Source organism: Pseudomonas sp. ADAK2 TE3594, from assembly GCF_053628675.1.
Window position 1 is genome coordinate 3,204,635 of record NZ_JBRJGV010000001.1, and the last position, 18,871, is coordinate 3,223,505.

Consider the following 18,871-nt stretch of genomic DNA (forward strand, 5'->3'; position numbering starts at 1 on the left):
TGGTAAGCCCAGCTATTACCCTTTGCACGGTTAGACGGGCCCCCATCTATTCGGCAGCAGCTCGTTAATCTCGCTCGCCCGCTGCGTCGGCAGGCGTGTGAGAACGTCCTTCAGGTAAGCATACGGATCATGGCCATTGAGCCGTGCCGACTGGATCAAACTCATGATCGCAGCCGCGCGTTTGCCGCTGCGTAACGAGCCTGCGAATAGCCAGTTCGAGCGCCCAAGTGCCCATGGCCGGATTTGGTTTTCGCACCAATTATTGTCAATGGGTACGGCCCCGTCATCGAGATAGCGCGTCAGCGCTATCCAGCGTTTGAGGCTGTAATCCAAGGCCTTGGCGATGGCCGAGCCCTCAGGCACAAGCTGTCTCTGGGCGATCATCCAGGTATGAAGTGCCTCGACTATGGGCGCAGCTTTTTCCTGTCGTATTCGTTGCCGAATATCCGGCTCCAGCTCTCGAACTTCTCGTTCAACTTCGTACAAAGTCGCGATGTAGTGCAGCGCTTTTTCGGCGATCTGGCTCTTGTTGGTCGCATGCAAATCGAAGAATTTGCGGCGCGCATGGGCCATGCAGCCGATCTCCGTAACGCCCAGTTCGAAGCCTGCCTTGTAGCCAGCGAAGTCATCGCAGACCAACTTGCCGTTCCAGTGGCCCAGAAAGGCTCGGGCATGTTCGCCAGCGCGGCTCGGGCTAAAGTCGTAAACGACCGCCACCAGATCGGAGAACGGGCTGGTGGCATAGGCCCAGACGTAAGCGCGGTGAGTTTTCTTCGCGCCTGGCGTCAGCATTTGTACCGGGGTTTCGTCAGCGTGTACGACGTCGTGCGTCAGCACGGCGTCGCGCAGCGCATCAACCAGAGGCTGTAATTGCACGCTGCAGTTGCCCACCCACTGCGCCAAGGTCGAACGGGCGATGGGCAACCCAGCGCGGCCGAAGATTTTCTCTTGGCGATACAGCGGCAGATGGTCGGCGAACTTGGCAACCATGACGTGGGCTAGCAGGCCCGCCGTCGGTATGCCTTTATCGATAACGTGCGCCGGCACTGGCGCCTGAATCAGCGTTTCGCACTGCTCGCAGGCCCATTTCCCACGGACGTGGCGTTCGACAGTGAAGACGCCCGGCGTGTAGTCGAGCTTTTCGCTGGCATCCTCGCCGATGCGTTTGAGGGCGCAGCCGCATTGGCAGTGGCTGGTTTCCGGTTCGTGATGGATCAGCGTGCGAGGGAACTACGGCGGCAGCACAGCGCGCTTGGGTTGCTGGCGTACTTTGCCTTCAACGGTCGCCGGTTGCAGTGCTGCAAGCTCAGCTTCGATGGCGGCAATATCGGTGTCGATCAAGTCGTCAAGCAAGCTAGCTTGATCCGGACTTAGTTGTTCGCTGCGCTTGTCAAACTTGAAGCGTTTGAGCAGTGCGATCTCGTGGGCCAACTTCTCGTTGACCGACTTGTGATGAGTGATTTGCTTGTCCATCGTCTCGACGCGCTGGATCAACTGCGCCGCCAAGGCGCGCAGTTCTTCAGGGTTTAATTGATCGAGATTCGGATGCGAAGTCATGCCGACAGTTTTGCCAGAGAGGGCTAGCGGCGGCGATAGACTGATGGGCTAATTGCGCTGGCAACCGCGCCATTGCAGACGAGTTAGAGCACCTTGATGGCTCCTCCGGCACCGACGCGTTGCCAAGGTAAACCGAGCACCAAGGCTTGAAGTTGCTCAGCATCTAACTCGACTTCAGAGCCGTATCGCACGCCCGGCCAAAAGAATCGCCCTTGATTCAAGCGCCGAGCGGCCAGCCAAATCCCTACACCGTCATGCACCAACACTTTCACACGATTGGCGCGGCGATTGGCGAACAGATAAGCACAGTGCGGCTTCGCCGCACCGAACACGGCCACGACCCGCGCCAGTGCGGTTTCAGTGCCAGCGCGCATGTCCATGGGCTCGGTGGCGAGCCAGATGGAGTCGATGCGGATCATCGCAACAGGTCTCGTAAGAACGCGGAGTATGCCGCTGCATTTCTGCCGGCCAACTCACAACGATTACGCCTTTTGAATGCGGCACTTCGATTCGGATCGTGGCAGGAAGGGTCTGATTCATCGCCACCGGCGGAGATGTCTTGATCGGGATGAAGGCGGTTTGAAGTGTCAGGTTTTTCTGCGCATCCACTCGAATCCATTTATGGACAAGGTTGGCATTGAGATTATGGGGCAACGCGACATTTGCAATGGAGGTGTCAGGCTTAGCGCACTCGGCAATGACCTGGGACTTGAAGGACTTGGAGTAGGAACGGCGTTCTTGTGGCATGGGTGTCCGCTTAAAAAGGCTAAAAATGGTGTCCACTTAAATTTTGGTGGACACCATCGCCTCAAGCGAAGGTGTCAGGAAGGTGTGTTGCCCGGACGGTTACACTAAAAAAACGTGGCTGGTAGTGTTTTCGAGCGGAACTTACTGGAACGAAAAAAGAGGCCGAAGCCTCTTTTTTTCAGTTTCTGCAGACTTCAATAGAAGCCTGTAGAACAATAATTGGAGCGGGAAACGAGACTCGAACTCGCGACCCCGACCTTGGCAAGGTCGTGCTCTACCAACTGAGCTATTCCCGCGTCTTGGTGAGGCGCATTCTATAGAATCCAGATGCCCCGTCAACCCCTTGATTCAAAAAAGTTTATTTCTTTTCCACGTCGGTCTTCAGATGCGGCCAGGCAGCCCGCAGATATTGGACCATGGACCACAACGTCAGGCCAGCAGACACCAACAGCAAGGCGTACCCCATCAGGACCCAGAAGCTGAAGCTCGACGGATTGGCCAGCAGGATCACCAGCGCCAGCATTTGCGCGGCGGTTTTCCATTTGCCCAGGTTCGACACCGCTACATGGGCACGGGCACCGAGTTCGGCCATCCACTCGCGCAGTGCCGAGACGACAATTTCGCGACCGATGATAACGGCGGCCGGCAGCGTGAGCCACAGGTTGCCATGCTCTTGCACCAGCAGAACCAGGGCAACCGCGACCATCAGCTTGTCTGCAACAGGATCGAGGAAGGCCCCGAACGGTGTGCTTTGTTCCAGACGACGGGCCAGATACCCGTCGAGCCAGTCGGTCGCGGCGGCAAATGCGAAGACCGACGCGGACGCCAGATAGCTCCAGTGGTAAGGCAAGTAAAACAGCAAAATGAAGATCGGGATGAGCAGGACGCGTAGAACGGTAATCAGATTAGGGATATTCATCGGCACAACTGGCTACGAGGTGAGTTGGGCATTCTACTCGCTGTGCAGATTTGCATAAATCAACTCTGCGAGCTTTTTGCTGATTCCGGGTGCTTTGGCGATCTCTTCGATGCTGGCACGAGACAGCTCCTGCAATCCACCAAAATGTTTCAACAAATCGCGTCGACGTGTCGGTCCGACGCCGGCAACGCCCTCAAGCGTGGACGTGCGGCGAGTTTTCCCGCGACGTGCGCGGTGCCCGGTAATGGCGAAACGATGAGCTTCGTCGCGAATCTGCTGGATCAAATGCAACGCGGGGGAATCGCCGCGCAAGGTGAATTCATGGGCCGCGTCGTTGAGGTACAGGGTTTCGAAACCCGCCTTGCGCGTCGCGCCCTTGGCCACACCCAAGAGAATCAGGTCTGGCACGGCTAGCTCATTAAGCACGTCACGGGCCATGGACAGCTGACCTTTACCGCCGTCGACCAGCAGGATGTCCGGTAACTTGCCCTCGCCGTCCTTCAATTTGCTGAAGCGTCGGGTCAGGGCCTGATGCATCGCGGCATAGTCATCGCCCGGCGTAACGCCTTCAATGTTGTAGCGGCGGTAGTCGGACTTGATCGGGCCTTCCGGTCCGAACACTACACAGGAGGCCACAGTGGCCTCACCGCTGGAATGGCTGATGTCGTAGCACTCAAGACGTTGCGGTGGCTCGTCCAGTTTCAGCACTTCGGCCAAGGCATCGAAACGTGCCGCAACGTGTTGTCGGTTAGCCAGACGCGCGCCCAACGCCTGCTCGGCATTGGTGACCGCCAACTGCTGCCAGCGCGCTCGGGTACCGCGCACTCGATGGCTGATGGTCAATTCACGACCGCGCAGCTCTTCGATGGCTGCGATCAGGGTCGGAAAGTCTTCGTGAACCACGTTGACGATCAGCTCGCTCGGCAAATCGCGTTCTGGACTGCTGATGAAGTATTGGCCGAGAAACGCTGCCATGACTTCGGAAACGTCTTCCTCGATACCCACCTGCGGAAAGAAGTTCTTGCTCCCCAACACCCGACCACCGCGCACGCTGATCAAGTGCACGCAGGCGCCACCTGGATTGACGAACGCCGCAATCACATCGACATCGCCCGTCCCGCCTTCCATGCTTTGCTGGTCCTGGACCCGACGCAGCAATGAGATCTGGTCACGCAGCTCGGCGGCACGCTCGAACTCGAGGTTGACCGCCGCCTCCTCCATGGCCGCAGACAACTCGTCCGCCAGGGCGTTGCTGCGCCCTTCAAGAAACATCACCGAGTGGCGTACATCTTCGGCATACACCTCGGGCTCCACCAACCCCACACACGGCGCCTTGCAGCGCTTGATCTGGTATTGCAGACAAGGTCGAGCGCGGTTCTTGTAAAAGCTGTCTTCACACTGACGAACGAAAAACGCCTTTTGCAGCAGACTCAGGCTTTCGCGAATCGCACCGGCGCTGGGATAAGGGCCGAAATACTTGCCCTTGGCCTTCTTCGCTCCCCGATGGATGCTCAAGCGTGGGAACTGACCATCCGAGAGAAAGACGTAAGGGTAGGATTTGTCGTCGCGCAGCAGGATGTTGTACGGCGGACGCCATTCCTTGATCAGCGTCTGCTCAAGCAGCAAGGCTTCGGTTTCGTTGGCCGTGATGGTGGTTTCGACCTGGGCGATACGGCCCACCAGCGCAGCGGTCTTGGGGGCAAGACCGGCTTTGCGGAAGTAACTCGCCAAACGCTTCTTGAGATTTTTGGCTTTGCCGACATACAGCAGCCGCGCATCGCTGTCGAACATGCGATAGACGCCCGGCCGCCCACTGACCGTCGACAGAAAAGCACTTGGATCGAAGGTTTCAGTCATTTTCAGAGGCTGGCATCAACCATGCCGTGACGAACCGCCAACAGCGTCAACTCGACATCGCTGCTGATCGAAAGCTTCTCGAAAATACGGTAACGGTAGGTATTTACTGTTTTTGGCGACAGGCACAGTTTGTCGGAAATGATCTGCACTTTCTGACAACCGACAATCATCAACGCAATCTGGATTTCCCGCTCCGACAAGGCGTCGAAGGGCGAATCATTGGTTGGCTGGAACGACTTGATCGCCAGTTGCTGGGCAATCTGCGGGCTGATGTAGCGTTACACCAGGCGAATGGCCTGGACCATTTCCGGCAATCCGGCGCCCTTGGTCAGGTAACCCGCGGCCCCCGCCTGTAACAGCCGGGTAGGAAACGGATCTTCTTCGCACACGGTGACCGCGACGACTTTGATGTCCGGATGACTGCGCAATAATTTGCGCGTGGCTTCAAGACCGCCGATCCCGGGCATCTTGACGTCCATCAGCACCACATCAGGTTTCAACTCACGCGCTTTAAGCAGGGATTCCTCCCCTGACTCAGCCTGGCCGACTACTTGCAGGCCATCGATGTCAGCCAGCATTCGTGTAATGCCTGTACGAACGAGATCATGGTCATCGACTACTAGCACCCTAATCAAGCAGACACCTCGCGATTTGGTCTTATTGGGTTGCCGGACACCTTAGCAAAAAGCAACTGGCAGACCTAGCGGCAAGCCGCATATAAAAAGTTTCAATTCATCTGGCAAGGCTTGCCAGCTGTGTGTTTCAGCGATGCAGTTCATTGATATCACGCTGCATTCTCAGGAAACACTGGTCCTTGCCGACCACCTTCAAGCCCTTTCTCTCGTAAAGTATTTTTGCCGGATTATTTTCAAAAACGGTCAGACGCAATGCCGGGCGTCGTTCCTTGCATGCCATGGCGAATACCTGATCAATCGCCCAGGAACCGGCGCCCTGCCCCTGGAACGCTTCAAGCATATGCAATTCGCGGATATACAAGGCTCTGGCGTCACGGCTCAGGCTGATATACCCCATCAACGTGTCATCACGCACAATCAGCCAGTTTTCGCGTCCCTTCCAGGCGACATCGAAGGCCTCGTCCAGCCACAACAGCTCATGTTGAATGTAGTAGCGAAGCATATTTCGACAAGTCAGATCACGAGCAAAGTCCAGATCCAGAGACGTTGCCGGACGCAATTCGAAACCCATTCAAGCCTCCGCCACAGCCACGACTTGCCCTTTCCAGCCGTCAGCATTGCGGCGAGCAACGACCAGAAGGTTCCCCGTACCCGGCGCCGCCACGATCAACGTCCCGTCCGCCGCCCAGATTGCACTGCGCCCTGCCGACTCCCAGCCACCCGTTGCGCCACCATGGTTGGCCATCAGCACTGCCATCGAGTGGGTGCAAGCATAGCCTTGCAATAGCGCGGTATCTGGAGCGTAGCCGTTTTCTGTGATCAACACGCCCGCGGCGTAAAGATCAGCGCCCTGCCGTGCCGCGGCTGCCGCGTGACCGGCGTGAGAAAAATCGGCGCAGACCGCCAGCGCGACGGTGTCGGTACCGATCTTTAATGTCGAACCGCCCGTTCCCGGCGCAAACGCCACCTCCTCGCCCGGGTGCAGATGCTGCTTGCTGTAAACCTCAAGCGAACCATCGGCGCCCAATACCAGAGCTCCGATCAATACCGGCGAAGCGTCCGACAGACGAATCGGCATCCCGACGACAGTGGTCACACCGACTTCCCGCGCGAAATCGCGCAACGGTTGCAGCACCCCGGCGTCTGGCCTTATGGCCAGTTCCGCCGCCAGGCCGCGTTCATACCCGGTCAGTGACAGTTCCGGAAACACCAGCAATTGCACGCCCTGCTCCGCAGCAACCTGTATGAAGCGCCGATGCCAGGCCATATTGGCGGCAAAATCACCGGCGATGGAGATCGATTGAGCGGCGGCAATGGTCAGTGTCGTCATGGTTTCGTCCTTGTGAAGTTGAGGTTATTGGGCGCAGCGCAAAGTGTGTCACAACACCCGGCGTACTCAAGTGATAGAAAAGCCCATGATCATCGATAGCATTTTCTGATTGAATCCGCGTACCGGCCTCTAGTAAGCTCGGCGCATTCATCGGAGACAGACCATGCTCAACGCCCTCTCACAGCTTCGTACCGCCAGCGCCCCGCGCTCGGTTGCGGCTGCCCGGGTGAATGACGTTTGTGCTTCGATCAGCTTTTATTTTGGGTATTGGTTTAGCCACTGGCGCGCCTGATACCCACACGGCGCCCACTTTAAACGGGTCGCCACCAGAGAATTCTCAACCCCCGGTCGGCCTCCCGACCGGGGGTTTTGTTTTTTCAGCCCTGAACATTTTTAGCGTCACACCAGACAATTTGAGGATTCACGACATGAACTACGCCACTTATTACCGTTACGACAGTTTTACCGCCTGGCGATTTACCAGCCTCCGCTCGGGACAGCCTGCCGCCTCCGATCGGTCACCCACAGGTGGCAAGCACACACACGCAGCCAACCCGGCCAATTGTCGAACACCCCAGTAGGGCCGAGCGCGCGGGAACGAACCCGCCGCCAGCCCAGGAAGCCCGAATATGAACTCGTCCGTCTCTGCTCTGCCGCTGTCCACCTTGAACCCTGCCAATGAAGCGCTGACCTTGCGTCTGCCCAGCTCATTGCAGCTCAAACAACAATTACCCCTCAGCAATGCCCTGACCCGGCAAGTCGCCGACCACCGTCAGGCGGTTCGCGCGATCCTCAACGGTGAAGACTCCCGTCTGCTGGTCATCGTCGGTCCCTGCTCGATTCACGACCCACGTTCAGCCCTCGAATACGCCGCCAACCTGGCCCGGCTGGCCGCTGAAGTCAGCGATGAGATGTTGCTGGTAATGCGCGCCTACGTCGAAAAGCCCCGCACCACGGTCGGCTGGAAAGGCCTGGCCTACGACCCGCATCTGGATGGCAGTGACGACATGGCGGGCGGTTTGACGCTGTCCCGCGAGTTGATGCGCGAAATGCTCCAGCTGGGCTTACCCGTTGCCACCGAGCTGCTGCAACCGATGGCCGCCGGCTACTTCGACGACCTGCTGAGCTGGGTCGCGATTGGCGCCCGTACCACCGAATCACAGATCCACCGGGAAATGGCCAGCGGCCTGGGCATGCCGGTCGGGTTCAAGAACGGCACCGATGGCAGTGTGGCTGTCGCCAGCGATGCCATGCGCTCGGCCGCCCATCCGCATCGTCATTTCGGCGTCGATAGCCAAGGGCACCCTGCAATTATTCAGACCGCCGGGCAACCCCGACACCCACCTGGTTCTGCGTGGCGGCCATCGCGGGCCGAACTATGACCGCGACAGCATCGCCCAAGTGCACAGCGATTTGACCAGACTCAAAATCCCGGCGCGGATCATGGTCGACTGCAGCCACGCTAACAGCGGTAAAGACCCATTGCGCCAACCAGCCGTGTTCAACGACGTGCTCGAACAACGCCTGCAAGGTGATCGTTCGCTGGTCGGCATGATGATTGAGAGCCATTTGTTCGAAGGCTGCCAACCGTTGAGCCCGTCGTTGCGTTACGGGGTGTCGGTAACGGACGGCTGCCTTGGCTGGACCGGGACGGAACAGTTGTTGCTGCAAGCAGCCGAGCGACTTCGTGTGCAGCGCCATACTCAACAGCCAAAGTGACCAGTGCCCGCCTTCCGGTTTTCAATCGAATACCGGAAGGTGGTTGACGTTAAATCAGGTTTACGAGTGCACTTGCACCAACGTGACCTCGGACTGTTGGCTCACATCGTCGAGACGCTCGACCGAATAGGTTACCCGGACCGTCAAGTCCCGATGCTCGCGCCAAAACCTGTAGGGAACGATAAATACCAGCGGTTGACCGGCCATTTCCCTGGAAATTTCACGATCATCGCGATGATTGAAATACTCCCCGTCACATTTCAGATAGACCAGCTCCCCCTCTCCGCCTGAGCATTGTCGATCACGACGGTGACACCATCGATCGCATCCTGCAGATCCAGCCAACCCTCATCGGCTTCCAGCACGGTAGGTGGCAAAAGCGGTCCTCGTTCCAGCGGGCCGATCATCAGCTGTGCAGGCTCCGAGAAGCGTGACGCTTGCCCATTCTGCTCGACGCAGTAGTTGATCGTAACGGCTGCCCCTAGATTGGGGGCAATGCAGTCGGGACTTACCCAAAAAGACAGTTCGCCGCCGACTGCAAAGGATTCGATTTTCAATGTGTCATTGAAACTCGCTTGTGGTGTCACACCTGCCCAAGACAGCAAGACCCGATCTCCTGCCGCCATCCGGGCGTACGGCCTGATGGTTACGCGCGCGCCCTCCCCGACTCTGTCCGGATCGAGCGTGCCGCCCACCGCATCGTTCACAATCACAGGCAGCAAATCTGGCCGGGCATCACCGACGTTCAGGTACAAACGCCCGGACGCCACAGGTTCCTGAAGGCGTGCAGTGTAGAGGGTGTAATAGACCTCGAGTGACCCGCCGTCCAGTGCGGCGATGTGTGCGGCCGACACACAAAAGACAATCGCCCTGCCCACCTGAGCTTCGCTGACAAAACGCGATACCTCATGCCGATACGCAACCCCCTCTGAATCGATACCTGACCAGAACATGACCAGTTTGTCTCCGCAGGCCATGTCCGGGTAAGGAGAGACAGTAATAATGGCCTTATTGTCGGATGGATCGAGCATGGCGTTATCCGCCTGATCCAGCTGTGGTGCCGCCATGCAGTGCTCTACAACATTCAAGTTCTCTGCTTCATAAGTAGTCATTCAACGCTCCAGTCCTTGGAATAAATGCCGCCTTGAGGGCGGCATCGAACGAAGCCTATTGAAACCCGCGGTGCTGATTCGCGCTGCCGGACAATCGCGTCGGCTTGCACGGTAAAAGGACGTTTCAGAAGTAGGTCGTTGCGAGGAAACGTGCAGTCATCGCTAAAAAGATGTCCGGATATTCCGACCAAGACCTCATGCTCATTCGAGCTTTCGTACAATTTCTATTCCGTTTTCATCAGGTTACAGCGGCTTTTTCATACATCGCCGAGCAGGCGGTGTGCTTTAGAGTGCGCCCTTGAGCACACACCTGACCTACTGCGAAAAAGGAATGTACATGCTACGGAATGCAACCACTCAGTATCCGATCCTGCTGGTCCATGGGCTCTTCGGCTTCGATCGCATCGGCAATCTGGAACTGTTCCATGACGTCAAACTGGCCCTGAGAAGTGCCGGCGCGAGGGTTTTCATCCCGCACCTGTCGGCCACCCACAGTAATGAAACCCGCGGCGAACAACTGTTGGCGCAGATCGACCGGGTACTGCAAGGAACCGGTGCAAGCAGAGTCAACCTGATCGGTCACAGTCAGGGCGCACTGGCTGCACGGTATGCGGGGGCGCTGGCGCCAGAGGTGGTCGCTTCGGTGACATCGGTCAGTGGGCCGAACCATGGCTCGGAACTGGCCGACTTCCTGCGCAAGGCGCTGACGCCCGGGCGCCTGCCGGAACAGGTCGCCGGAGCGGTGGCCACCCTGTTCGCCGACTTCCTGTCGTTGCTCAGTGGCAGCCGGCACCTGCCACAGAACGCCATCGCTGCGCTCAATGGGTTGACCACCGAAGGCGTTGGCGCATTCAACGACAAGTACCCTCAAGGGTTACCGAAAACCTGGGGCGGCAAGGGCCGCGAACTGGTGAACGGCGTGCGCTACTATTCCTGGGGCGGCATCCTGCAGGGAAACATTCTCGATGAAGGGCTCCATGCACTCAATCCGCTGCATGGGTTCCTCCGGGCCTTTTCCCACTATTTCACCACCGAAGCCGAGCAGAATGACGGCATGGTCGGCCGATTCAGCGCCCATCTGGGTAAAGTGATCCGTTCGGACTATCCGCTGGATCATCTGGACAGCCTCGGCCAGACAACCGGTCAGGTCCGCAAGGGCATCGACCCGGTCGCCCTGTATGTACAGCATGCCGAACGCTTGAGAAATGCCGGCCTTTAAGCAATGCCTTGATGCCACACGATAGACGGAACTGATCTCCACGGAATTGATATCCACAGAACTTTGAGAGAGAAATAGCCCACTGAATCCGGTAGGCTCCGCACTTTACTGAACATTGAATGGAGTATTTTCCCATGGCCAAAGCCACTGCCCGTCACATCCTGGTTTCCAGCGAAGAAAAGTGCAACGAACTCAAAGCCCAGATCGAGGCCGGTGCCGACTTCGCCGAAGTCGCCAAAGCCAACTCCAGCTGCCCGTCCAGCCGTCAGGGCGGTGACCTGGGTTCGTTCGGTCCGGGCCAGATGGTCAAGGAGTTCGACACCGTGGTCTTCAGCGCACCGATCAACGTGGTGCAAGGCCCGGTCAAGACCCAGTTCGGTTACCACCTGCTGGAAGTGACCAGCCGTCAGGACTGATCAACGCTCGAGTTTGCTACACAACGGCCCGCCTTTTGGTGGGCCGTTGTGTTTTCGTTACGTGATACGGCTGGCGAGGGACGCGCCGCTAGCGTACAAATTGTGGTTATCGACCACCCGGCTCTAAGGCTGACAATGCGACTGGTTTTCCCCACTTTGTTGTTCACTGCCGCGGCCCTGTTATTGGGCACCACCGGTGTGAACGCTGCACCGCAACATGCGTTGACCGTGTACGGTGAACCGGCGAAGTATCCTGCGGGCTTCAGCCATTTCGCCTACACCAACCCGCGCGCGCCCAAGGGCGGCACGATGCGTCGCTCGGCGATGGAAATCGGTCATTTCGACCATATGCTGCCGTACATCGACAAGGGCACGGGTGTCACGCAGATCGACGGCTTGATCTACTCGCCCCTGGCCCAGCGCTCGCTCGACGAGCCCTATACCGTTTACGGCCTGGTGGCCCAACAGATGGAGCGTTCCGACGACGGGCTGTCTATGCGGTTCTACCTGAATCCGAAAGCCCGTTTCGCCGACGGCCAGCCGATCACCGCCGAAGACGTGCGCTATACCTTCGACCTGCTGATGACCCAGGGCAGCTTGCGCTATCGCACGCAATTCGCCGACGTCAAAGGCGTCGAAGTAGAGTCATCACTCACCATTCGGTTCGACTTCAAGAGCAACGAAAACCGTACCCTGCCCCTGGACCTCGCAACCTTGCCGGTGCTTCCCGAGCACTGGTGGAAAACCCGCGACTTTGCCAGCGGCGGTGGTTACGAGCCACCGCTGGGCAGCGGGCCGTACCGCGTGAGCAAGGTCGACTCCGGGCGCAGCATCACCTTCGAGCGTAACGCCGACTGGTGGGGCAAGGATTTACCGGTCAGCCGTGGCCTCTACAACTTCGATCATTTCAGCATTGAGTACTTCGGCGATACCGACGTTGCCCGTCAGGTTCTGCGTGGCGGCGCCTACGATTACAACCGCGAATTCTCCGCCACCGCCTATTCCATCGGCTACGACAGCCCGGCCCTGAGCGACGGTCGCCTGCAAAAGGCTCACCTGGCCAAAGAGGCACCGCAATCGGCTCAGGGCTTTGTGTTCAACCTGCAAAACCCGATGTTCCAGGACCGTCGCGTGCGCCAGGCCCTGGCCATGCTCTGGGATTTCGAGTGGAGCAACCGGCAGATGATGCGCGAGATGTACATCCGCCAGCAGAGCTTCTTTTCCAACACCGACCTCGCCGCACGGCAACTGCCCGACGCCGGTGAACGGGCGATTCTCGAGCCGTTGCGCGGGCAGATCCCCGACGAAGTCTTTACCCAAGTCTTCGAAGCCCCGAAAACCGACGGCAGCGGCGTGATTCGCGATAAACAGTTGCAAGCCCTGGACTTGCTCGAACAGGCCGGCTGGAAACCCGATGGCGATCAGCTGGTCAATGCCCAGGGTCAACCGCTGAGCTTCACCTTCCTGGTCAGCCAGAACGGCATGGACCGATTGCTGCTGCCTTATAAGCGCACCCTGAAACAAATCGGCATCGACCTGAATATTCGCCGCATCGACGCGTCCCAGTACATAAACCGCCTGATGTCCCGGGACTACGACATGATCGTCACCGGCTACCCGGTCACCACCTCGCCAGGCAACGAGCTGTACAACTACTTTGGCTCGGCGGCGGCCAACGATCCCGGTTCCAACAACTACATGGTGCTGAAGAACCCGGCGGTCGATACGCTGGTCAGCGGCCTGGTTCGCGCCACCACCCAGGCTGACATGCTGCGCTACGCCCATGCCCTGGACCGTGTCCTGCAATGGAACTTCTATTGGATTCCCAATTATTACCCGCCAGGCAGCTCGACCGTGTGGTGGAACCGCTTCGGCATTCCCTCTGTACAGGCGAGCAATGACGAAGCTATCGAGAGTTGGTGGGAAGTGAGTTCCACCCCCTTGACCAACCAACAGATGACGGCCGAGCTCATCAAACGCGGCAAACCCGGAGGGCCGCACTGATGTGGGCTTACGTACTGCGGCGCTTGCTGCTGATCATTCCGACACTGGTGATCATTCTTCTGGTCAATTTCGTTATCGTCCAGGCCGCGCCGGGCGGTCCGGTGGAACAGGCCATCGCGCGCCTGCAAGGCATCGGCGGCGCAAGTGTCGGCGGCGGTTCCAGCGAAGCCGTGCAGAGCAGTTCGCGTGCCAGCCGTGGGCTCGACCCGCAGCTGATCAAAGAGATCGAAAAGCAATACGGCTTCGATAAGCCGGCACCGGAACGTCTGTGGCTGATGCTCAAGAGCTACGCCCGCCTCGACTTCGGCAAGAGCTTTTTTCGCGGTGCCACGGTCACCGACCTGATTCTGGAAAAAATGCCGGTGACCATTTCCCTCGGGCTCTGGGCCACGTTGATCACCTACCTGGTGTCGATCCCTCTGGGCATCCGCAAGGCCGTGCACCATGGCAGCCATTTCGATATCTGGAGCAGCACCGCAATCATCATCGGTTACGCCATGCCGGCGTTCCTGTTTGCGATGTTCCTGATCGTGGTCTTCGCCGGCGGTACTTCGTTGAACTGGTTCCCGGTGCGCGGGCTGGTCTCGGACAATTTCGAGTCGCTGTCGACCCTGGGCAAAATCACCGATTACTTCTGGCATCTGGTGCTGCCGGTGACAGCGCTGGTGATCGGCGGTTTCGCCACCCTGACGATCCTCACCAAGAACTCCTTCCTCAATGAAATCACCCGCCAGTACGTGGTTACCGCGCGGGCCAAGGGCTTGAGCGAACGCCGGGTGCTTTACGGCCATGTGTTTCGCAATGCCATGCTGCTGGTGGTGTCGGGAATTCCGCAGGCCTTCATCAGCGTCTTTTTCGCCGGCTCGCTGCTGATCGAAGTGATCTTCTCCCTCGACGGCCTGGGGCGCATGAGTTACGAAGCCGCGGTATCACGGGACTATCCGGTGGTATTCGGTTCGCTGTTCATCTTCACCTTGTTCGGCCTGCTGATAAAAATCATCGGCGACCTTTGCTACACCCTGGTCGACCCGCGTATCGACTTCGCCGCGAGGAACGCCTGATGTTCAAGCTCTCGCCGCTGGGCCGTCGCCGTTTCGAGCGCTTCAAGAAAAACCGCCGGGGCTGGTGGTCACTGTGGTTGTTTATCGGCCTGTTCCTGCTGACCCTGGGCGGCGAGCTGATCGCCAACGACAAACCGCTGATGGTCAGTTATCAGGGCTCGCTGTACTTCCCGGCGTTCAAACGCCACACCGAACAGGAGTTTGGCGGGCAACTGCCGTTCCAGGCCGACTACCGCAGCGATTACGTACAGAAGCTGATCCACAAGGATGGCGGCTGGATACTGTTCCCACCGATCCCGTTCAGCGACGACACGCCCAATTACGACCTCAACCAACCGGCGCCGAGCCCGCCGTCGAAGGTCAACTGGCTGGGCACCGACGATCAGGCCCGCGACGTGCTGGCACGGGTGATCTTCGGGGCACGGGTGTCGATTCTGTTCGCGCTGGCGCTGACCTTCATCAGTGCGTTGATCGGCATTGCCGCCGGTGCCCTGCAAGGCTATTACGGCGGCTGGGTCGACCTGCTCGGTCAGCGCTTGCTGGAAGTCTGGTCGGGACTGCCGGTGCTGTACCTGCTGATCATTCTGTCGGGCTTCGTCGAGCCGAATTTCTGGTGGCTGCTGGGGATCATGGCGCTGTTTTCCTGGCTGGCCCTGGTGGACGTGGTGCGCGCCGAGTTCCTGCGCGGGCGCAACCTCGAATACGTCAAAGCCGCCCGTGCGCTGGGCCTGACCGACCGCAAGGTGATCGTGCGGCACATTCTGCCCAACGCGATGAACGCCACCCTGAGCTATTTGCCATTCATCCTGACCGGGGCGATTTCCACCCTCACGGCGCTGGACTTCCTCGGTTTCGGCATGCCGGCTGGCAGTGCGTCCCTGGGCGAATTGATCGGTCAGGGCAAGCAGAACCTGCAAGCACCGTGGCTGGGGCTGACGGCGTTTTTCACCCTGGCGCTGATTCTTTCTCTACTGGTGTTCATCGGCGAGGCATTACGTGATGCCTTTGATCCACGCTCTTGATCGACAACCATGACACGGACTGGTGATATGACTGACAACCTGATCGAAATCCGTGACCTCACCGTGGCCTTCAGCGGCCAGACCGTGGTGCGCAACCTGTGCCTGGACATCCGCCCCGGTGAATGCCTGGCGCTGGTCGGCGAATCGGGTTCCGGCAAGTCGGTGACCGCCCACTCGATCCTGCAACTGCTGCCCGAGACCGGCACCGAAACCACCGGCAGCATTCGCTATCGCGGGCAGGAGTTGATCGGCACCGACATCAAGACCTTGCGCGAGCTGCGCGGCAACCGGATCGCGATGATTTTCCAGGAGCCGATGACCTCCCTCAACCCGCTGCATAGCGTTGAGAAGCAGATCGGCGAAACCCTGCTGCTGCACCGAGGGCTGGGCGGAAAAGCGGCGCAAGCGCGGATTCTCGAGTTGCTGCAACTGGTGGGCATCCAGAAGCCGGAAGAGCGGCTCAAGGCCTATCCCCATCAACTTTCCGGCGGCCAACGGCAACGGGTGATGATCGCCATGGCCCTGGCCTGCGAGCCGGAATTGCTGATCGCCGACGAGCCGACTACCGCACTGGATGTGACAGTGCAGCGCAAGATCCTGCTGCTGCTCAAATCCCTGCAACAACGGCTCGGCATGTCGCTGCTGCTGATCAGCCACGACCTCAATCTGGTGCGCAGCATCGCCCAGCGGGTGTGCGTGATGAAGGCCGGGGAAATCGTCGAGCAGGCGCCTTGCGAGACACTGTTCACCGAGCCGAAACATCCTTACAGCTGCGTACTATTGAACGCCGAACCGGAAGGCGAAGCCCTGCCCCGGGATGAGCGTGAAAAAGTGCTGGAAGTGGATAATCTGCAGGTGCAGTTCGCCATCGGTGGTGGCCTGTTTCAACGTAAAACTTACCTGCGCGCGGTGGACGGTATCAGCCTGAACGTCCAGCGCGGCAAGACGTTGGGCATCGTCGGCGAGTCCGGTTCGGGCAAGTCCACGCTCGGTCAGGCGATCCTGCGCTTGCTCGACTCGGAGGGCAGCATTCGCTTTCAGGGTGAGGCCCTGGATGGCTTGACGCAAAAGCAGCTGCGGCCGTGGCGCAAGAAGATGCAGGTGGTGTTCCAGGACCCCTTCGGCAGTCTCAGCCCGCGAATGTCGGTGGCACAGATCATCAGTGAAGGCCTTGAGGTTCACAGCCAGTCCACCCCTGACGAATGCGAAGCCCAGGTGATCCGGGTACTGGAAGAAGTCGGCCTCGACCCGCAAAGTCGTCATCGCTACCCGCACGAATTCTCCGGGGGCCAACGCCAGCGCATCGCCATTGCCCGCGCACTGGTACTGAAACCGGCGCTGATCCTGCTCGACGAACCGACCTCGGCGCTGGATCGCACGGTGCAAAAACAAGTGGTCGCCCTGCTCCGCCAGCTTCAGGAAAAGCATGGCCTGACCTACCTGTTCATCAGCCACGACCTGGCGGTGGTGCGTGCCCTGGCCCACGACATGATCGTGATCAAGGACGGCAAAGTAGTGGAAAGCGGCGCCAGCCACGATGTGTTCGACTCGCCGCAGCATCCGTACACCAAAGAGCTGTTGGCGGCGGCGCATCCGGGGTAGGCATAATCCCGTGTACACCGATGAACCGCGTCGCGGCCATCGCGAGCAGGCTCGCTCCCACAGGGGATTTGTGAACGACACAGATCAAATGTGGGAGCGAGCCTGCTCGCGAAAGCGCCCGCACAGACACCACACATCCTGGACATGACACCCATGAACACCACCGAAAGCCTCAAGGACTACCAGCGCGTTCGCACCCTGGCGATCCGTTCGCTGTTCGAAATCATCGAGCAATCGAGCGAAGGCACGGTGATTGTCGACCGCGACGCGAACATCGTCTGGATGAATGAGCGTTATGCCCGGCGTTTCGGTCTGGAGTCGGCCGCCGGTGCGATCGGCAGGGCCTGTGAAAGCGTGATCCCCGGCAGCCTGTTGCGCGAGGTGGTGCGCACCGGACGCCCCATCCTGCTGGACATGCAAGACACCCCCAAGGAACCGCTGGTGGTGATGCGCCTGCCGATTCACGACGATGCCGGCGCGGTGATCGGCGCCATCGGCTTTGCCCTGTTCGATGAATTGCGCAGCCTGTCGCCGATGCTCAAGCGCTACCTGAGCATGCAGGAAGAACTGGCCTCGACCCGCTCGCTGCTGCGAGCGCGGCAGACCAAGTACAACTTCGCCCATTTCATCGGCACCAGCGCCGCCAGCCTGGAAGTCAAACGCCGCGCCCGACGCAGCGCCAGTGCCGAGTCTCCGGTGTTGTTGCTCGGCGAAACCGGTACTGGCAAGGAGCTGCTGGCCCAGGCGATTCATGGCGCCTCGCCTCGGGCGCACAAAGCCTTCGTCAGCATCAACAGCGCGGCGATTCCCGAGTCGCTGCTGGAAGCCGAGTTCTTTGGCACCGCCCCCGGCGCGTTCACCGGCGCCGATCGCAAGGGCCGCACCGGCAAGTTGCAAATCGCTCAGGGCGGCACGCTGTTTCTCGATGAGATCGGCGACATGCCGCTGCCGCTGCAAAGCAAATTGCTGCGGGTGCTGCAGGAAAAAGAATTCGAGCCAGTGGGCTCCAACGAAGTGATCCAGAGCGATGTGCGGGTGATCGCGGCCACTTCCACCGACCTGGAAGCGGCGATCAAACGCGGCGAGTTTCGCGCCGACTTGTATTACCGCCTCAACGTGCTGCCGATTCAGGTCCCGCCCCTGCGTGATCGCCTCGACGACCTGCCGGCCCTCAGCGAAGCGATTCTCGAAGAGCTGCGCAGTCAGCACGAACTGAACCCCGAAGCCCTGGATTTGTTGGGTCAACACGCCTGGCCGGGGAACATTCGTGAACTGCGCAACGTTCTGGAGCGTGCGGCGTTGCTCAGTGATGATTTGATGCTGAACGCGACGGATATCCGCGCGGCGATTGGCAGTTTTACGCCGGTGGAGCGTGTGGCGCCTCTGCCCCTTCAACCGATTGCCCATGAAACCTTCAGCGAAGCTCGTGAACGGTTTGATCGGCAGTTGATTGAAACCACCCTCGCGCAATGCGGCGGGAAGGTTATCGAAGCGGCGGCGCGGTTGGGGTTGGGGCGGTCGACGTTGTACAAGAAGATGGTGGCGTTGGGGATTGCGGAGTCTCCATAACGAGACATTGATCTCCATTGGTAGATATATTTTCAAGATCAAAAAATCGCAGCCTTCGGCAGCTCCTACAGTGGATTTCCGCGCCCCCCTGTAGGAGCTGCC

The 18,871-nt window shown here is 59.2% G+C and carries 13 protein-coding genes, 1 tRNA gene and 4 pseudogenes; 8 read left to right on the forward strand and 10 right to left on the reverse strand.

Annotated features, from left to right (window positions below; genetic code table 11):
* Positions 1-30: 30 nt before the first annotated feature.
* The 9 genes and pseudogenes from tnpC to AB7M22_RS14105 form a co-directional block, all read right to left on the reverse strand.
* Positions 31-1,557: pseudogene (gene tnpC, locus AB7M22_RS14065) on the reverse strand (IS66 family transposase).
* An 83-nt stretch (positions 1,558-1,640) separates the two neighbouring features.
* A complete protein-coding gene (tnpB, locus tag AB7M22_RS14070; protein WP_454186758.1) occupies positions 1,641-1,976 on the reverse strand; it encodes an IS66 family insertion sequence element accessory protein TnpB in 336 nt (111 codons plus the stop codon).
* Positions 1,915-2,304, reverse strand: coding sequence for a transposase (locus AB7M22_RS14075; protein WP_454186759.1), 390 nt, complete (start codon positions 2,302-2,304; stop codon positions 1,915-1,917). The genes tnpB and AB7M22_RS14075 overlap by 62 nt, the downstream gene beginning before the upstream one ends.
* 220 nt (positions 2,305-2,524) lie before the next feature.
* Positions 2,525-2,600, reverse strand: a tRNA-Gly gene (locus AB7M22_RS14080).
* A gap of 62 nt (positions 2,601-2,662) precedes the next feature.
* Positions 2,663-3,223 (reverse strand): CDP-diacylglycerol--glycerol-3-phosphate 3-phosphatidyltransferase, encoded by a 561-nt coding sequence (gene pgsA, locus AB7M22_RS14085; protein ID WP_007896267.1) that lies wholly within the window; start codon positions 3,221-3,223, stop codon positions 2,663-2,665.
* Between the two features lie 33 nt (positions 3,224-3,256).
* Complete coding sequence (uvrC, locus tag AB7M22_RS14090; RefSeq protein WP_454186760.1) at positions 3,257-5,080, reverse strand: excinuclease ABC subunit UvrC; 1,824 nt, start codon at positions 5,078-5,080, stop codon at positions 3,257-3,259.
* A 2-nt stretch (positions 5,081-5,082) separates the two neighbouring features.
* Positions 5,083-5,715 (reverse strand): annotated as a pseudogene (gacA, locus tag AB7M22_RS14095) (response regulator transcription factor GacA).
* A gap of 127 nt (positions 5,716-5,842) precedes the next feature.
* Positions 5,843-6,286, reverse strand: coding sequence for a GNAT family N-acetyltransferase (locus tag AB7M22_RS14100; RefSeq protein WP_454186761.1), 444 nt, complete (start codon positions 6,284-6,286; stop codon positions 5,843-5,845).
* Positions 6,287-7,045, reverse strand: coding sequence for a carbon-nitrogen hydrolase family protein (locus tag AB7M22_RS14105; protein WP_454186762.1), 759 nt, complete (start codon positions 7,043-7,045; stop codon positions 6,287-6,289).
* A gap of 629 nt (positions 7,046-7,674) precedes the next feature.
* On the opposite strand from AB7M22_RS14105, the pseudogene AB7M22_RS14110 reads away from it, so the two are divergent.
* Positions 7,675-8,764: pseudogene (locus AB7M22_RS14110) on the forward strand (3-deoxy-7-phosphoheptulonate synthase).
* Between the two features lie 60 nt (positions 8,765-8,824).
* On the opposite strand, the pseudogene AB7M22_RS14115 reads toward AB7M22_RS14110, so the two are convergent.
* Positions 8,825-9,876: pseudogene (locus tag AB7M22_RS14115) on the reverse strand (hypothetical protein).
* Positions 9,877-10,213: 337 nt separating this feature from the next.
* Between AB7M22_RS14115 and AB7M22_RS14120 the strand changes: the two are divergent.
* The 7 genes from AB7M22_RS14120 (at position 10,214) to AB7M22_RS14150 (ending at position 18,769) form a co-directional block, all read left to right on the forward strand.
* On the forward strand, positions 10,214-11,095 hold the full coding sequence (locus AB7M22_RS14120) for an esterase/lipase family protein (protein WP_454186763.1): 882 nt from the start codon (positions 10,214-10,216) through the stop codon (positions 11,093-11,095).
* Positions 11,096-11,229: 134 nt separating this feature from the next.
* Complete coding sequence (locus AB7M22_RS14125) at positions 11,230-11,511, forward strand: peptidylprolyl isomerase (RefSeq protein ID WP_007898306.1); 282 nt, start codon at positions 11,230-11,232, stop codon at positions 11,509-11,511.
* A 135-nt stretch (positions 11,512-11,646) separates the two neighbouring features.
* On the forward strand, positions 11,647-13,515 hold the full coding sequence (locus tag AB7M22_RS14130) for an extracellular solute-binding protein (RefSeq protein ID WP_454186764.1): 1,869 nt from the start codon (positions 11,647-11,649) through the stop codon (positions 13,513-13,515).
* Positions 13,515-14,576, forward strand: coding sequence for a microcin C ABC transporter permease YejB (locus AB7M22_RS14135; protein ID WP_454186765.1), 1,062 nt, complete (start codon positions 13,515-13,517; stop codon positions 14,574-14,576). Before AB7M22_RS14130 ends, AB7M22_RS14135 begins: the two co-directional genes overlap by 1 nt.
* Positions 14,576-15,598, forward strand: a complete 1,023-nt coding sequence (locus AB7M22_RS14140) for an ABC transporter permease (RefSeq protein WP_030130640.1) — start codon at positions 14,576-14,578, stop codon at positions 15,596-15,598. The genes AB7M22_RS14135 and AB7M22_RS14140 overlap by 1 nt, the downstream gene beginning before the upstream one ends.
* Before the next feature lie 27 nt (positions 15,599-15,625).
* Positions 15,626-17,200 (forward strand): ABC transporter ATP-binding protein, encoded by a 1,575-nt coding sequence (locus AB7M22_RS14145; protein WP_454186766.1) that lies wholly within the window; start codon positions 15,626-15,628, stop codon positions 17,198-17,200.
* Positions 17,201-17,353: 153 nt separating this feature from the next.
* A complete protein-coding gene (locus tag AB7M22_RS14150; protein WP_454186767.1) occupies positions 17,354-18,769 on the forward strand; it encodes a sigma-54 interaction domain-containing protein in 1,416 nt (471 codons plus the stop codon).
* Positions 18,770-18,871 lie beyond the last annotated feature (102 nt).

What these genes read in the sequence shown, in the direction of transcription:
- AB7M22_RS14130 (WP_454186764.1), top strand. Translation starts at nt 11,647, where the DNA reads ATGCGACTGGTTTTCCCCACTTTGTTGTTCACTGCCGCGGCCCTGTTA.
- AB7M22_RS14125 (WP_007898306.1), top strand. Translation starts at nt 11,230, where the DNA reads ATGGCCAAAGCCACTGCCCGTCACATCCTGGTTTCCAGCGAAGAAAAG.
- AB7M22_RS14120 (WP_454186763.1), top strand. Translation starts at nt 10,214, where the DNA reads ATGCTACGGAATGCAACCACTCAGTATCCGATCCTGCTGGTCCATGGG.
- AB7M22_RS14135 (WP_454186765.1), top strand. Translation starts at nt 13,515, where the DNA reads ATGTGGGCTTACGTACTGCGGCGCTTGCTGCTGATCATTCCGACACTG.
- tnpB (WP_454186758.1), bottom strand. Translation starts at nt 1,976, where the DNA reads ATGATCCGCATCGACTCCATCTGGCTCGCCACCGAGCCCATGGACATG.
- AB7M22_RS14100 (WP_454186761.1), bottom strand. Translation starts at nt 6,286, where the DNA reads ATGGGTTTCGAATTGCGTCCGGCAACGTCTCTGGATCTGGACTTTGCT.
- AB7M22_RS14140 (WP_030130640.1), top strand. Translation starts at nt 14,576, where the DNA reads ATGTTCAAGCTCTCGCCGCTGGGCCGTCGCCGTTTCGAGCGCTTCAAG.
- uvrC (WP_454186760.1), bottom strand. Translation starts at nt 5,080, where the DNA reads ATGACTGAAACCTTCGATCCAAGTGCTTTTCTGTCGACGGTCAGTGGG.
- pgsA (WP_007896267.1), bottom strand. Translation starts at nt 3,223, where the DNA reads ATGAATATCCCTAATCTGATTACCGTTCTACGCGTCCTGCTCATCCCG.
- AB7M22_RS14150 (WP_454186767.1), top strand. Translation starts at nt 17,354, where the DNA reads ATGAACACCACCGAAAGCCTCAAGGACTACCAGCGCGTTCGCACCCTG.
- AB7M22_RS14075 (WP_454186759.1), bottom strand. Translation starts at nt 2,304, where the DNA reads ATGCCACAAGAACGCCGTTCCTACTCCAAGTCCTTCAAGTCCCAGGTC.
- AB7M22_RS14145 (WP_454186766.1), top strand. Translation starts at nt 15,626, where the DNA reads ATGACTGACAACCTGATCGAAATCCGTGACCTCACCGTGGCCTTCAGC.
- AB7M22_RS14105 (WP_454186762.1), bottom strand. Translation starts at nt 7,045, where the DNA reads ATGACGACACTGACCATTGCCGCCGCTCAATCGATCTCCATCGCCGGT.